The organism is Rhodobium orientis (genome assembly GCF_003258835.1).
Taxonomy (GTDB): Bacteria; Pseudomonadota; Alphaproteobacteria; order Rhizobiales; family Rhodobiaceae; genus Rhodobium; species Rhodobium orientis.
Genome location: NZ_NPEV01000007.1, coordinates 33,830 through 49,087, shown reverse-complemented (window position 1 = coordinate 49,087; position 15,258 = coordinate 33,830). Strand labels below are relative to the sequence as shown.

Annotated in this window: 12 protein-coding genes; 7 read left to right on the top strand and 5 right to left on the bottom strand. The window is 64.7% G+C overall.

All coding sequences use genetic code 11. The annotated features are described in order from the left end of the window. Positions 1–176 precede the first annotated feature (176 nt). The gene (locus CH339_RS05145; protein WP_244668914.1) at positions 177–551 is read left to right on the top strand and encodes a CopD family protein; all 375 of its coding nucleotides are present in this window, start codon (positions 177–179) and stop codon (positions 549–551) included. A gap of 242 nt (positions 552–793) precedes the next feature. Continuing rightward, the gene (gene rho, locus CH339_RS05140) at positions 794–2,059 is read left to right on the top strand and encodes a transcription termination factor Rho (protein WP_111433214.1); all 1,266 of its coding nucleotides are present in this window, start codon (positions 794–796) and stop codon (positions 2,057–2,059) included. Here rho and CH339_RS24595 read toward each other — a convergent pair. Further along, positions 2,056–2,508 carry a hypothetical protein gene (locus CH339_RS24595; RefSeq protein ID WP_170138411.1) on the bottom strand — a complete coding sequence of 151 codons (453 nt, stop codon included), beginning with the start codon at positions 2,506–2,508 and terminating at the stop codon, positions 2,056–2,058. The genes rho and CH339_RS24595 overlap by 4 nt on opposite strands. Before the next feature lie 42 nt (positions 2,509–2,550). Next, positions 2,551–4,566, bottom strand: a complete 2,016-nt coding sequence (locus CH339_RS05130) for a thioredoxin domain-containing protein (protein WP_111433212.1) — start codon at positions 4,564–4,566, stop codon at positions 2,551–2,553. A gap of 77 nt (positions 4,567–4,643) precedes the next feature. On the opposite strand from CH339_RS05130, the gene mnmE reads away from it, so the two are divergent. The 5 genes from mnmE to CH339_RS05105 all read left to right on the top strand — a co-directional run bounded on the left by mnmE (position 4,644) and on the right by CH339_RS05105 (position 10,490). Further along, positions 4,644–5,975 carry a tRNA uridine-5-carboxymethylaminomethyl(34) synthesis GTPase MnmE gene (gene mnmE / locus CH339_RS05125; RefSeq protein ID WP_111433211.1) on the top strand — a complete coding sequence of 444 codons (1,332 nt, stop codon included), beginning with the start codon at positions 4,644–4,646 and terminating at the stop codon, positions 5,973–5,975. A 181-nt stretch (positions 5,976–6,156) separates the two neighbouring features. After that, positions 6,157–8,031 (top strand): tRNA uridine-5-carboxymethylaminomethyl(34) synthesis enzyme MnmG, encoded by a 1,875-nt coding sequence (gene mnmG / locus CH339_RS05120; protein ID WP_111433210.1) that lies wholly within the window; start codon positions 6,157–6,159, stop codon positions 8,029–8,031. Continuing rightward, positions 8,028–8,669: a 16S rRNA (guanine(527)-N(7))-methyltransferase RsmG gene (rsmG, locus tag CH339_RS05115; protein WP_245408100.1), complete on the top strand. Its 642-nt coding sequence runs from the start codon at positions 8,028–8,030 to the stop codon at positions 8,667–8,669. The genes mnmG and rsmG overlap by 4 nt, the downstream gene beginning before the upstream one ends. A gap of 30 nt (positions 8,670–8,699) precedes the next feature. Next, positions 8,700–9,530, top strand: coding sequence for a ParA family protein (locus CH339_RS05110; RefSeq protein WP_111433209.1), 831 nt, complete (start codon positions 8,700–8,702; stop codon positions 9,528–9,530). A gap of 87 nt (positions 9,531–9,617) precedes the next feature. Beyond that, the gene (locus CH339_RS05105; RefSeq protein WP_111433288.1) at positions 9,618–10,490 is read left to right on the top strand and encodes a ParB/RepB/Spo0J family partition protein; all 873 of its coding nucleotides are present in this window, start codon (positions 9,618–9,620) and stop codon (positions 10,488–10,490) included. A 350-nt stretch (positions 10,491–10,840) separates the two neighbouring features. Here the strand turns inward: CH339_RS05105 and holA are convergent, their stop codons facing one another. The 3 genes from holA to leuS are packed head-to-tail and all read right to left on the bottom strand — an operon-like array spanning position 10,841 to position 15,056. Next, the gene (gene holA / locus CH339_RS05100) at positions 10,841–11,872 is read right to left on the bottom strand and encodes a DNA polymerase III subunit delta (protein ID WP_111433208.1); all 1,032 of its coding nucleotides are present in this window, start codon (positions 11,870–11,872) and stop codon (positions 10,841–10,843) included. A gap of 33 nt (positions 11,873–11,905) precedes the next feature. Continuing rightward, positions 11,906–12,394, bottom strand: coding sequence for an LPS assembly lipoprotein LptE (gene lptE / locus CH339_RS05095; protein WP_201240838.1), 489 nt, complete (start codon positions 12,392–12,394; stop codon positions 11,906–11,908). A 46-nt stretch (positions 12,395–12,440) separates the two neighbouring features. Beyond that, complete coding sequence (leuS, locus tag CH339_RS05090; RefSeq protein ID WP_111433206.1) at positions 12,441–15,056, bottom strand: leucine--tRNA ligase; 2,616 nt, start codon at positions 15,054–15,056, stop codon at positions 12,441–12,443. Positions 15,057–15,258: the final 202 nt, after the last annotated feature.

Sequence of the window (15,258 nt, the reverse complement as noted above, 5' to 3'; positions counted from 1 at the left end):
GGACATTGAGGACCTTCGCTCCGGAACGGGCGAAGGACAGGAAAGAAATGGCTTTTCCGGCGGCCCGGCACGCCGCGGTCAATGTCCGTTCCAATTGAACAGAGGGGCGTGCGACGGTGTTCGACGATCTTTATTCCTGGCTGAAAACGCTTCACATCATTTCGATCATTGCCTGGATGGCGGCGCTTTTTTACCTGCCGCGGCTCTATGTCTACCATACCAAGGTACCCGTCGGCTCCGATCAGTCCGAACTCTTCAAGGTCATGGAGCGGAAACTTCTCAGGATGATCGGTAATCCGGCGATGATTTCAAGCTGGATATTCGGTCTCTGGATCGCCTGGGATATGGATTACTATTTCGATATCTGGTTTATTCTTAAGGTTGTATTTGTTGGGCTGTTGACATGGTATCATATGTGGCTCGGGAAGCTTAGAAAAGCTTTTGCAGACGATGCGAATGAGCATTCCGAACGGTTTTACAGGGTGATCAATGAAATCCCCACATTGATCATGATCGTCGCGGTTATCCTCGTTATCTTCAAACCGTTCTGACGGCGTCGGGGCGAAAAGCGGCTGCAGAACACCCCTTGGTTATATTACCACGGGTCTTGTCGGGTCCCGCGGAAGCGACTATGTTCCATCAAACCTCTCTGAAAGACAGGCGGGCGCCCGAGCGATTCGCGACGAGGCACCGAGGTTCGGCGAACGATCGAACCTAAGATCTGTCGAATTTTCCCAAACCCTCAAAAGCAGCGACGTTTCCCGACGTCGTGGTCCCAAGGAATCTCAACCCCATGCGGGAAATCAAACTTCAGGAATTGAAGGCGAAGACGCCGACCGATCTGGCTGCCTTCGGCGAAGAGCTCGAAGTCGAAAATGTGAGCACCATGCGCCGCCAGGAGCAGATGTTCGCGATTTTGAAACAGCTCGCGGCGAACGATATCGAGATCATCGGCGAAGGCGTCGTGGAAGTGCTGCAGGACGGTTTCGGCTTCCTGCGCTCGCCGGACGCCAACTACCTGCCCGGTCCGGACGACATCTACGTATCGCCGTCGCAGATCCGGCGGTTTTCGCTGAAGACCGGCGATACGGTCGAAGGCCAGATCCGCAGCCCGAAAGAGGGCGAACGCTATTTCGCGCTCCTCAAGGTCAACACGATCAATTTCGAGGATCCGGACAAGACCCGTCACAAGGTCCATTTCGACAATCTGACGCCGCTCTATCCGGACGAGCGGTTCCACATGGAAACGGAAGATCCGACGCGAAAGGACAAGTCGGCGCGGGTGATCGACCTGACCTCGCCGCTCGGCAAGGGCCAGCGCGGGCTGATCGTGGCCCCGCCGCGCACCGGTAAAACGGTGCTTCTCCAGAACATCGCCCACTCCATCACCACCAATCACCCGGAATGCTACGTCATCGTGCTCCTGATCGACGAGCGGCCGGAAGAAGTTACCGACATGCAGCGCTCGGTGCGCGGCGAGGTGATCTCCTCGACCTTCGACGAGCCGGCCGCGCGGCACGTGCAGGTGGCGGAAATGGTCATCGAAAAGGCCAAGCGCCTGGTCGAACATGGCCGCGACGTGGTGATCCTGCTGGACTCCATCACAAGGCTCGGGCGCGCCTACAACACGGTCGTGCCGTCCTCGGGCAAGGTGCTGACCGGCGGTGTCGACGCCAACGCCCTGCAGCGGCCGAAGCGGTTCTTCGGCGCGGCGCGGAACATCGAGGAAGGCGGCTCGCTGACGATCATCGCGACGGCCCTCATCGATACCGGCAGCCGCATGGACGAGGTCATCTTCGAAGAGTTCAAGGGCACGGGTAACTCCGAAATCATCCTCGACCGCAAGGTCGCGGACAAGCGCGTCTTCCCGTCGATCGACATCCAGCGCTCCGGCACCCGTAAGGAGGAGCTTCTGGTCGATCCCAAGCAGCTCAAGAAGATGTATGTGCTGCGCCGTATCCTCAATCCGATGGGCACGGTCGACGCCATCGAATTCCTGCTCGACAAGCTGAAGCAGACGAAGAACAACGACGAGTTCTTCGACTCCATGAACACCTAGCGGGATATTTCGGGTCGCGCGGCATGTATGTCCTGAAACCGGGCATCAAGCGCGATCCGGAACGCCGCTGGGCTCTCCCCGACCGCATCTTTTTCGGCTTCGGCGCCTGCCATATCCTGGCGGGCGTTTTTCTGTTGCGGCAGCCGCTTGCCGGATTCCATGGCGAGCGCGTCGTGCCTAGGGACGGCTTTTCCGGAAACCATATCTTCGTGACGGACGGAACGGTGGTGTTCGATTTCCACGGCTATGCGCTGCGTGAGCGTCTTGTCGGTCACCATCGGAATTGTTGGTGCCGGCAGCAGCCGGGGTGGAATTGCCGGATCGACCGTGTCGATTTCGATCTCCTCGACACCGGTGCGCTGAACCGGCGCAAGATGCTCGGGCCCGATCAGTATCTCGGCGATGCGGTGGCGCGGGCGGACCGGTTTCTTGCCCGCATCGACCACCATGCGGCATATGAAAAAGCCGCGGGTTCGGGCGCGTCTTAACGCCTAATGTTTCACGTGAATCGCTTCCAGGAGGGCTTCCGGGGCCGTCACCGGCGGGCCGCAGCGGTCGCCGTGGCAGACATAGGCCGTCTCCTTGTCTTCTATCGCCGTCTTGCCGGCGGCCGGGTGCGATGGCGGCAGAGCCTCGGTCGATTCGGTGACGAAAGGAACGACGTTGGGATGGTCGCAACGGCGGAGCGCGCCGACCATCGGCGACACCTCGCCAGGGGTTCCGCCGACGATGACGACGGAAACCGGATCGAGCCGGAAGTCGAAGGCGTTGAGGAGGGCCGCCGTCATGAAGACGTTTTTCGCGATGTCCTCGGCAAAGATGGCAAGGATGTCGTCGGCGCGCTGGCGGTAGATGTCGTTGCCGGTCAGCGTCCACAGGCGCACAAGGGCCCTGGCGGCGACGGCATTGGCGTTGGGGGTCGCTTCGTCGGCGGATGATTTGGGCCGCAGGATGAGGTCGTCGGCGTCGTCTGCGGTAAGGAAGTAGCCGCCGGCTTCCCTGTCCGCATAGTGCTGTTCCAGGTTTTCGGCCCGTGCGATGGCGTCGGCGAGGTAGGTTTCTTCGCGTGTCGCCTCGTAAAGGGCGAGTGCGGCGTCGCAGATCGCGGCGTGGTCGGAGGCAAGGCCTGGATAGACGAGTTTTCCCGCACACCAGCAATGGCCGAGCCGGCCGTCCTTGACCATCGATTCGGACATGAAACGGTAGGCCGATATGGCCCGTTCCAGCCAGACCGGCTCGTCGAAGACGATGGCGGCGCGGGCTAGGGCGGAGATGGCCAGGCCGTTCCAGTCGGCCAGCACCTTGTCGTCGCGGGCTGGCGGGATGCGGCTCGCGCGGTGCTCGAAGAGCCTCTGGCGAAGGATCGCCAGCCGTTCCTCGGTTGCCGGATCATCCGTATCCGGGGTGTGGAGCCGGTTGAGGACGACCTTTCCTTCCCAGTTGCCGCCGGGCTTGGCGTCGTAGAGGTCGGAGAAGAAGGCACCGTCGTCGTCGCCGAGGAGCGTCAGGATTTCACCCCGGGTCCAGACATAGAACCGTCCCTCCTCGCCTTCGGAATCGGCATCGAAACTGGCGGCAAAGGCGCCGCAGTCGAGGGTCATTTCCCGTTCCAGCCAGGCGATGGTTTCCGTGACGCGGCGGCGGAAGAGGTCGTCGCCGGTCTGGAGCCAGGCGGACGTCAGGAGCGAGACGAGCTGGGCGTTGTCGTAGAGCATCTTTTCGAAATGCGGGACGAGCCAGCGGTCGTCGACGGAATAGCGGGCAAAGCCGCCGCCGAGGTGATCGTAGATGCCTCCTTGCGAGATCCGGCGCAACGCCAGCAGGACGGCGTCGCGCATATCGGCGTTGCCGGTGCGCCGGTATGCTCGCCACAGGAGCTCGAAGACGGAGGCGTTGGGGAATTTCGGTGCGCCCTTGGTGCCGCCATTGACCGGGTCCATGACCCCCAGGAGGCCTTCGGCGGCCTTGTCGAGGACTCCGGGAGAAAGGCTCGAGCCGGCCGCGCTACGAGCCGAGATGTGCTCGACGATGGCGCTCTGGTTGGCCTCGACCTTTTCCGGCTCGTCCCGGACGATGCGGGCGATCTCTTCCAGCACGGTGACGAAGCCGGGTCGTCCGAAGCGCGCGGTATTGGGGAAATAGGTGCCGCCCCAGAACGGCGCGCCCTTCGGCGTCAGGAACATCGTCAGCGGCCAGCCGCCCTGTTCGCCGAGGGCATGGAGGGCCGCCATGTAGATCTGGTCGACGTCCGGCCGCTCCTCCCGGTCGACCTTGACGTTGACGTAGAGACGGTTCATCACCGCCGCCACGTCCGGGTCCTCGAAGCTTTCATGGGCCATGACGTGGCACCAGTGGCAGGCGGCATAGCCGACGGACAGAAGGATCGGTTTGCCGGTGGCCTCCGCCTCCTCGAAGGCCGCCTTCCCCCAGGGTCGCCAGTGTACCGGATTGTCCTGGTGCTGGAGAAGGTAGGGGCTGGTCTCGTGCTTCAGGAGGTTTTCGGTCACGGGAAATCCTTTTGGTGAAATCGCAAAAACGGCTTCCGTTCCTAACTAGCGGGACGGTCCACGGAGAAAAGGCCAGCGTGGACAATCGGACAGGAACGATCTTCGCGCTATCGAGCGGTGCGCTTCCCTCGGCCATCGCGGTCGTTCGGCTGAGCGGGCCGAGGGTTCGATTCGTCCTCGAAACGATGGCTGGAATCGTACCGGAGCCGCGGCGGGCGATGCTGCGGGCGCTGAAGGATCCGCGCGACGGTGCCGTGCTCGACGAGGCCGTGGTGCTGTTCTTCGAGGGGCCTGCGAGCGCGACCGGCGAGGATGTTGCGGAATTTCATGTCCATGGCGGACGGGCGGTGGTCGGGGCGGTGCTCGAGGCGCTCGGATCGTTCGAGGGGGTGCGGCCGGCGGAGGCGGGAGAGTTTTCCAGGCGCGCCTTCGACAACGGCAAGCTGGATCTGACACGGGTCGAGGGGCTTGCCGATCTGATCGCTGCGGAGACGGAGGCGCAGCGGCGCCAGGCGCTGTCGCAGCTTTGCGGCAGCTTCGGCGATCTGGTGGAAGGCTGGCGCCGCCGCCTGATCGGGCTGAGGGCCCGTATCGAGGCCGGGCTCGACTTTGCCGAGGAGGAGGATGTGCTCGCCTCGGTCACGGATGCGGACCGCGCGGTTCTTTCCGATCTTCGAATCGGGATCGAAACGAAGCTCGGAGAAGGCCGGAGCGGAGAGCGGCTGCGCGACGGGCTGCAGGTCGCTCTGATGGGACCGCCCAATGCGGGCAAATCGAGCCTGATGAATGCGCTGGCAAAGCGCGACGTGGCTATCGTCACGGAGGAGGCGGGCACGACGCGGGATGTGCTGGAGGTCCATCTCGACCTTTCCGGCTATCCGGTGATGCTGATCGACACGGCCGGGCTTCGTGAAGCGGAAGGGATCGTCGAGCGCGAGGGCATCCGCCGGGCACTGGCGCGGGGGAGTGACGCGGACCTCGTGTTGTGGATGGAGGATGCATCCGGGCGGAGGACGGGTGTGCCGGACGGGGTCGTGTCAGCGGCGGGAACGGTCTGGCCGATTGCCAACAAGGCCGATCTGGTCGGGGACGGTTTTGATGCCGGAGACGATGCACTCGCGATTTCGGTGAAGACTGGTGCGGGCCTCGACCGTCTTCAGGAGAAGCTTGCGGCGTTTGCCGGAGAAAAATTCGCGGGGCTTGGGTCTGCGATGGCGACGCGGGAGCGGCATCGGGCGGCGCTTACGGCATGCCGGGACGCGCTGGTGCGGGCGGAAGCCGTTGGCGACGCGGAGCTGATGGCGGAAGAACTGCGGCACGCGGGCGATGCGCTCGGGCGGATCACGGGGCGGATCGATGTGGAGGATGTGCTGGACGTGATCTTCGCGGAGTTCTGTATCGGCAAATAGGCCGTATGTTTCACGTGAATCCGATATACGGCCGAGACGCCGGATTCACGTGAAACAGGTTTTCCCAAAAGTCGACTCAAAACCGGGTTTGCGAATTGATTTTCCACATGTTTGTACCCATAACCGGGGCAAAGCGGCGGGGCGATTTGCTCCCGGCGCGCGATGGATTTACGGAAAGCGGATGACGAGAGCGACCGATTTCGACGTGATGGTGATCGGCGGCGGGCATGCCGGCGTGGAGGCCGCAAGCGCTTCCGCGCGGCTCGGCGCACGCACGGCCCTCGTCACCCACCGGTTCGATACGGTCGGCGCGATGTCCTGCAATCCGGCGATCGGCGGTCTCGGCAAGGGCCACCTGGTGCGCGAGGTCGATGCCCTCGACGGGCTCATGGGCCGAATGGCCGACAGGGCCGGGATACAGTTCCGCCTCCTCAACCGGCGCAAGGGTCCGGCCGTGCGCGGGCCGCGCGCCCAGATCGACCGCAAGCTCTATCGCGAGGCGATGCAGACCGAAATCGCCGCAACGGAAAACCTGACGGTGATCGAGGGCGGGGCGGAGGATATTTCGTTCGCGGGTGAGCGGGTGACTGGGCTCGTGCTCTCCGATGGTCGGTCCTTTGCCTGCGGCGCGGTCGTGCTCACGACGGGCACGTTCCTGCGCGGTATGATCCATATCGGCCGGAAAAAGATACCGGCGGGGCGGGTCGGCGAGGCGCCGGCGACGGGCCTGTCCGCCAGCCTCGAACGGTTCGGGTTCCGGCTCGGGCGGCTGAAGACCGGGACCCCGCCCCGGCTCGACGGGCGGACGATCGACCGGAATGCGCTTGCCGTGCAGGAAGGCGACGATCCGCCGATGCCGTTCTCCACGCTGACGGATCGGATTTCGACGCCGCAGATCGTCTGCCACATCACCCGGACGACGGAACAGACCCACGACATCATCCGCGACAATATCGGGCTGTCGCCGATCTATTCCGGCCAGATCGATTCCACCGGTCCGCGCTATTGCCCATCCATCGAGGACAAGGTGGTCCGGTTCGGCGACCGGGACGGCCACCAGATTTTTTTGGAGCCGGAAGGTCTCGACGATCACGCCGTTTATCCGAACGGGATTTCCACCGGCCTGCCGGAAGAGGTGCAGGAAGCCTATGTGCGGACCATTCCCGGCCTTGAGCGCGCGACGATCCTGCAGCCTGGCTACGCCATCGAATACGACCACATCGATCCGCGCGAGCTGCGGCCGACGCTTGAGACCAACCGCGTCGCGGGTCTTTTCCTCGCCGGCCAGATCAACGGCACCACGGGCTATGAGGAAGCGGCGGCGCAGGGGCTCTTGGCCGGCGTCAATGCGGCGCGCCTTGCGGGCGGCGGCGACGGCGTCACAGTCGGGCGCGACGAGGGCTATCTCGGGGTCATGGTCGACGATCTCGTGACGCGGGGTGTTTCGGAGCCCTACCGGATGTTCACCTCGCGGGCCGAATACCGGCTGTCGCTGCGGGCGGACAATGCGGATCAGAGACTCACCCCACTCGGGGAGGCGTGGGGCTGTGTCGGCCCGGAGCGGTCAGGACGTTTCTCCGAGAAGATGGCGGTCCTGGAGCGAGGCCGGGAGATGCTGAGCGCTCTCAGCCTGACGCCCAGCGAAGGCCAGCGCCACGGCCTTTCTCTCAATCAGGACGGCACGCGGCGGACAGCGCTGGAACTCCTTTCCTTTCCGGATATCGATGCGGACCGGCTTGCCGCCATCTGGCCGGAGGTCGGTGCTCTGTCTCCGGAAATCCGCGAACAGCTCCAGATCGAGGCGGTCTACGCCGTCTATCTGAAGCGCCAGGACGCCGACATCGCCGCGTTCCGGCGCGACGAGGATTTGAGACTTGCGGCCGATCTCGACTACGGGTCCATTTCCGGGCTTTCCAACGAGGTGCGCCACAAGCTGGAGCGCGTCCGGCCGGAAACGCTCGGCCAGGCCGCGCGCATCGACGGCATGACGCCGGCGGCGCTGACCCTGCTTCTCGCCCATGCGAGGCGCCGGCGGGCGAGCGAGGATGCGGCGTGACCAAGCCGCTGCCGGAGAGTGTCGAGGCCGTCCGATCCATTCTCGATGTTTCACGTGAATCGGCCGAACGGCTGTCGATCTATGTCGATCTGCTGAGGCGCTGGCAGAAACGTATCAACCTCGTCTCTGGAAAGACTGTGGAGAACTTGTGGACACGGCATGTGGCAGACAGCGCCCAGGCACTTGCCGCCACCCCCCATGCGAAGCGCTGGATGGACCTTGGCAGCGGCGCCGGATTCCCCGGCATCGTCACCGCGATCCTGCTTGCCGAGACGCCCGGAGCCAACGTCGATCTGGTCGAAAGCGATCAGCGCAAGGCCTCGTTTTTACGAACGGTTTCACGTGAAACCGGTATTCCCGCGACGGTCCATGTGGCCCGTATCGAGGACGTGGTTGCCGACTGGGACGCCCCGGTCGATGCGGTTTCGGCCCGGGCGCTCGCCTCGCTTTCCGAGCTTTGCGGATTCGCCGCACCACTTGTCGTGCAAGGCGCTGTTGCCGTTTTCCACAAGGGACGGGATTTTTCCCGGGAACTGGAAGAAGCAAATCGTTTCTGGATCATCGATCTGGTAGAAAAGGCGAGCAGTATCGAACCGGACAGTCGGATCGTCGTGATTCGACACCTGCAGCGGCGGTAACAAGCGGGCCGGTTACGAGAGGTGACCACCATGATTTCGAAGACGAAGGGTTTGCGTATCCTGTCCCTTGCCAATCAGAAGGGCGGGGTCGGCAAGACGACGACGGCAATCAATCTCGGCACGGCGCTGGCGGCGATCGGCGAGCGGGTGCTGATCCTCGATATCGATCCCCAGGGCAACGCATCGACCGGTCTCGGCATCGACCGCAAGGCGCGCGAGGCCTCGACCTACGACGTCATGACCGGTGAGGCGCCTTTGGCCCGCGTCATCCTGGAGACATCGGTGCCGCGGCTCTGGATCGCACCGTCGACGCTCGACCTGCTCGGCGTCGAGCTTGAGATCTCCCAGGACCGGGATCGGTCCGTCAGGCTCAAGAAGGCGATCGCCGGGCTTGAGGAAAAGATGTCGGCGCTGGAGCCGGAGGAGCGGTTCTCCTACGTGCTCATCGACTGCCCGCCCTCGCTCAATCTCCTCACCATCAACGCGCTCGTCGCCTCCAACGCCATCCTCGTGCCGCTGCAGTGCGAGTTCTTTGCGCTGGAAGGCCTGACCCAGCTCCTCTCCACGGTCGAGCAGGTCAAGACGGCACTCAACCCGGGCCTTTCCATCCACGGCATCGTGCTGACCATGTATGACAGCCGCAATAATCTGTCGGACCAGGTGGCGGCCGATGTGCGCGAGACCCTCGGCGACAAGGTCTACCAGACCGTCATCCCGCGCAATGTCCGGGTGTCGGAAGCGCCGTCCTACGGCAAGCCGGCGCTGCTCTACGATCTCAACTGCGCCGGCAGTCAGGCCTACCTGAAGCTGGCCTCGGAGATCATCCAGCGCGAAAAGCGCCTGAACAACGCCGCAGCATAACCGAAACGATGTAGACTGGCGAAGGGCGGATTCGCATCCGAAATGATTCGGAGTCTGCTTGCTGGAATGACCTTTGAGGAGAAATCGATGAGCGAGGCAGCATCGAAAAAGCGGCTCGGCCGGGGGCTTGCCGCCCTGCTCGGCGATGTGGAGACGGAAGACGCCGCGGTCGAGCGCGCGCACAGCCAGCGCCGGCTTCCCGTGGAATTCCTGCGCGGCAACCCGCGCAACCCGCGGCGCAATTTCAACGAGGACGACCTCGCCGATCTCGTCGCTTCCGTCAAGGAAAAGGGCATCGTCCAGCCGATCGTGGTGCGCCCCGTCGACGACAGTGGCCGGTCCTACGAGATCATCGCCGGTGAGCGACGCTGGCGGGCGGCGCAACGTGCCGGCCTCCACGACGTGCCGGTGGTTGTCCTCAACGTCACCGACCGCGAGGCGCTGGAGCTGGCGATCATCGAGAACGTGCAGCGTTCCGACCTCAACGCCATCGAAGAGGCGCTCGGCTATGAGCGGCTGACCGAGGAATTCTCCTATTCCCAGGCCGAACTCGCCAAGGTCATCGGCAAGAGCCGCAGCCACGTCGCCAATACCATGCGCCTCCTGCGCCTGCCGGAGGTGGTGCGGACCTATGTGCTCGACGGCAAGCTCACGGCTGGTCACGCGCGCACCCTGATCACGCGCGACGATGCGGAAGACCTCGCCAGGCAGATCGTCGACGGCAATCTCAGCGTCCGCGAGGCGGAGCTGATGACCCAGACCGTGTCGGACCGGCCGAAGAAGGCGGCCAGGGCCAAGCCGGAAAAGGACGCCGACACCCGCGCGCTGGAAAAGAGCCTGACCGATGCCATCGGCCTAAACGTGGTCATCGACCATCGCGGCGAGGCCGGCGGCTCGGTCCAGATCCGCTACAAGACATTGGAACAGCTCGACGAGATCAGCGCGCGGCTCAGGGGGTAATTCCTCCGACGAGCCTGGCGACTAGGTTTTAGGCTGGTACACGGTCGCGAGGCGGCAGCTTTCCCTGCCTCGGTTCGGGTCCGAAACGACGCGATGATGGCCAGCGCTCACTTGGCATCGGGGCTGTTCGACCCCGTGTGCCGGCATCCCCTCTCACGGCGAGGGTGTCGAAAGGCCGTTTCTGGATTGCTTCGCTGCGCTCGTAATGACGTATATTTCCTCTCGGCGTCATCGCGAGGAGGCCGTAAGGCCGACGCGGCGATCCAGTCAGCGTCAGCAGATTGGTCCGAAGTGGCCCTATCAAGCGCGGCAATGGCGGCGAGCAAATCTTTCGGAAGGCCTGCTGTCCCCTACCCCGGCGCCCGCGCCGCCCTGGCGATCAGCAGCAAGGCCTCGCCGAGGATGTCGTCCTCGAGCTCGCGCAGGCGCCTTGCGTTGAGGATCGCCTCGTTCAACACGCCCATGGCATGTTCCAGCCGGTGCGAGCTCCAGCGCGCGAGCGCGCGGGTGATGTGCGGCCGGCGGCGGAAGAAGATCGGCGGGCGGGCCCTGGCGACGACCGATTCCGCGCTACTGCCGGCATCGACGTCGGCGCGGGCGCGGTGCAGCATCTGCATGTGTCGGAGCGTTGCTGTGCCGATGGACGCGGGCGAGGTGCCGGCGGCGATCATGCGGCGATAGTTGCGCACGACCTGGTCGATGTTGCCGGCAAAGACCGCGTCGATGAGTTCGTCGACGGCAAGACCGGAGGCGTCGCCGACGACGGCCGCCACGTGCTCGATGGTGATGCGTTTGTCGCCGCGGGCATAAAGACAGAGTTTTGCGAGTTCGCCGCGCGAGGCGAGGCGGTCTGCGCCGATCAGGGCATGGAGCGCCTGACGCGCGTCGCGGTCGATCTCAAGGCCGGCGGCACTTGCCTCTTCGTCCATCAGGCGATCGAGGTCGGCGGCGGCATCGGCGTAGCAGGCGATCGCCACGGCTTTCGAATCGGCTTCGAAACGACGCCGCAATCCCGTACCTTTTTTAAGGTCTCCAGCCTCGATGACGACGAGGGAATCGGTCGGCGGCTCGGCGATGAGCGGCTCGACGGCGGGGACGATGTTCTGGGTGCCGGCATTCCGCACCCAGACCGTGCGGCGGTCGCCGAACATGGCGATCTGCAGCGCCTCGTCGGCGAGCCGGCTCGGATCGGACGCGATTTCCGAGGCATCGAGGGTGACGAGGGCGAAGGGATCCTCGGAGCCGGCCGTCGCCGTCGTCACCAGCGCCTTGCAGCGCTCGTTGACGAGGCCGGTGTCGGGCCCGAAGACGAGAACCAGCGCAAGGTCGGCGGGCGGGGACTTCAGGAACCGGTCGATGTCGCGGCCCTTGATCAAGGCCATGGCGGGCTCCCGGGGTCGGGCTTTGCGGCCGGATCAGCCGGCGGTGGCGAAATGGGCGGCGATGCGGGTGCGGATGTCGTCGGAAATCACCTTGACCGCACGGTCTTCCGCGTCGCGCTTGGCGCGCAGATTGGCGAAGCGCTGGGTGGAGAAGTCGTAGGAGGCGCTGGCGAAGCTCGACCCGGACAGGACGGTGGTGCCGGTGGCGATCTCGGTGAGGACGAAGGACGCGCGCACGAGAATGAAATAGGCGGCCGGGACGTCGGCGAGCTTTTCGACGCCAACGGCCGATTCGTGCTCGGACAGCACGATCCGGAGGCTGTAGAGCGGCTGGGCCGCGGCGCTGCCGCCGCCGGTAAAGGCGAAGATCAGCTCGTTGCGCAGTTCCTGGCCGACGCGCGTCGTCGCCGCTTCGATGCGGATCGCCCTTGTATCGTCGCGGACCGTGCCGCCGGACGGCAGCGTGCCGTAGAGCGGGCGGATCTGGCAGCCGGCAAGGCCGAGGCCCGCCGCAGCAAGCATACCGAGGACCAGGGCCCGGCGTGTCGGCTCCCGTCGATGAGACATATCAGGCGACCACGTTCACGATGCGTTGCGGGACGACAATGATGCGGCGCGGCGGCTTGCCCTGCAAGGCTTTCTGCACGGCGTCGATCTCAAGGGCGGCCGATTCGATCTCGTCGTTGGCGGCATCGCGGGAAACCGTGACTTCGCCGCGACGCTTGCCGTTGACCTGAACTGGCAGGACGACGGTGTCCTCCGCCAGAAGGTCCTTTTCGATCGCCGGCCAGTCGGCGGAGGCGAGCAGGCTGCCGTGGCCCAAAGCTTTCCAGCATTCCTCGGCCAGATGCGGCGTCATCGGCGCCATCATCCGGATCATCATCTCCGCCGCTTCGCGGAGCGCAAAGGCGGTGTCCGCGGACGGGGACTTGGCTGCCGCCAGCGCCTTGCCGAGGCCGTTGCCGAGTTCGTAGAGCCGGGCGACGGCGCGGTTGAAGGCGAGCTGGTCGATGTCGCTCTCAACGGCGGCAAGGGTCTTGTGGGCGAGCTTGCGGACCTCCAGCGCCGGGGCGGAGAAGTCGGCCGGGCGCTCGGCGGGCACGTTGTCCAGCTCGGCGACCTCGGTGGCGATGCGCCAGACCCTCTGGACGAAGCGATGGGCGCCTTCCGCGCCGGCATCGGTCCACTGGATGTCGCGGTCCGGCGGGGTGTCGGAGAGCATGAACCAACGCGCCGTGTCGGCGCCGTAGGTCTGCAGGATGTCGGTGGGGTCGACGGTGTTCTTCTTCGACTTCGACATCTTTTCGACCGGGCCGATCTCGACCGGGGCACCGCCGTCGAGCATTTCCGCGCGCCGCGCGCCGCCGTCCTCGAGGATGCGGATGTCGGCCGGATTGACCCAGTCTCCGCCCGCCGAGCGGTAGGTCTCATGGGTGACCATTCCTTGCGTGAAGAGGCCGCCGAACGGCTCCTTCAGGTCCAGATGGCCGGTCGCCTTCATGGCCCGGGTGAAGAAGCGCGAATAGAGCAGGTGCAGGATCGCGTGCTCGATGCCGCCGATATACTGATCGACGGGCAGCCAGGCGTCGGCGACCGCAGGGTCGGTCGGGGCATCGTTCTTCGGGTCGGTGAAGCGGGCGAAATACCAGGACGAGTCGACGAAGGTGTCCATGGTGTCGGTCTCGCGCCGCGCCGGCTTGCCGCATTCGGGGCAAGGCACGTCCTTCCAGGTCGGATGGCGGTCGAGCGGGTTGCCGGGCGTGTCGAAGGAAACGTCCTCGGGCAGCTTCACCGGCAGGTCGGCTTCGGGCACCGGCACGGTGCCGCAGCTCTCGCAATGGATCACCGGGATCGGGCAGCCCCAGTAGCGCTGCCGGGAAATGCCCCAGTCGCGCAGGCGGAAATTGACCTTGCGGGTCGCCTGCGGCGTGCCGTCGATGGTGACGGCTTCCAGGCGGCTCGCCACTTCCTCCTTGGCCTCCGGGATCGACATGCCATCGAGGAACTCGGAATTGATCATCCGGCCGTCGTCGACGAAGGCCTCGTCTGCGACCTCAAAGCTTGCGGCGTCTGCGTCCGCCGGGGCAACCACGGGCGTCACCGGCAGGCCGTATTTGCGGGCGAAGTCGAGGTCGCGCTGGTCGTGGGCCGGGCAGCCGAAGATAGCGCCGGTGCCGTAGTCCATGAGGATGAAATTGGCGATATAGACCGGCAGGGTCTTGTCCGGATCGAACGGGTGCTTGACGCGAAGGCTGGTGTCGATGCCCTTCTTTTCCGCCGTCTCGATGGCGACGACGCTGGTGCCCATGCGCCGGCATTCCTCGGCAAAGGCGGCGATTTCCGGATTGGTCTCGGCGAGCGCCCTGGCGACGGGATGCTCCGACGACAGCGCCATGAAGCTGGCGCCGAAGAGCGTGTCCGGGCGGGTGGTGAAGACTTCCAGCGCGGCATCGCCCGAGGGCGGCGTGTTGGTGAACTCGAAGCGGACATGCAGGCCTTCGGAGCGGCCGATCCAGTTGGCCTGCATCAGGCGCACCTTGTCCGGCCAGCGGTCGAGGGTACCGAGCGCTTTCAGAAGGTCCTCGGAAAAGTCGGTGATCTTGAAGAACCACTGGGTCAGGTCGCGCTGTTCGACGAGGGCGCCGGAGCGCCAGCCGCGGCCGTCGATGACCTGCTCGTTGGCGAGCACGGTGTGGTCGACCGGGTCCCAGTTGACCTTGGACTTGCGGCGATAGGCAAGGCCGGCCTTCAGGAAATCCAGGAACAGCTTCTGCTGGCGGTGGTAGTAATCGACGTCGCAGGTGGCGAATTCGCGGGCCCAGTCGAGCGACAGGCCCATCGACTTCAACTGCGCGCGCATCGCCGCGATGTTGGCGTAGGTCCATTCCTTGGGGTGGACCTTGTTCTGCATCGCCGCGTTTTCCGCCGGCATGCCGAAGGCGTCCCAGCCCATCGGGTGCAGCACGTTGAAGCCCCTTGCGCGCTTGTAGCGGGCGACGACGTCGCCCATGGTGTAGTTGCGCACATGGCCCATATGGATGCGCCCGGACGGATAGGGGAACATCTCCAGGACGTAGTATTTCGGACGCGGGTCGTCATTGTCGGTGCGAAAGACGCCCGCCTCGTCCCAGATCTTCTGCCATTTCGGTTCCGCCTCGCGGGCGTTGTATCGCGCGCTCGCCATCGTGCCTGTCGTGTCTTTCGGAGTATGAGGGACGTTCGGTGGCGCGACCTTCACCAGAAACCGGGTCAACGGTCAATGGCATGGGCCGGTCAACGCGTCTTTTTGGCCATTTGCCGGAGCCCTGTTGTGCGGCCGCGACGGTGTCTTCGGCCCCGAGCGGGACCGGCCCGTCCGCCCCTCGTCTTTTTAACTGCGATGTATT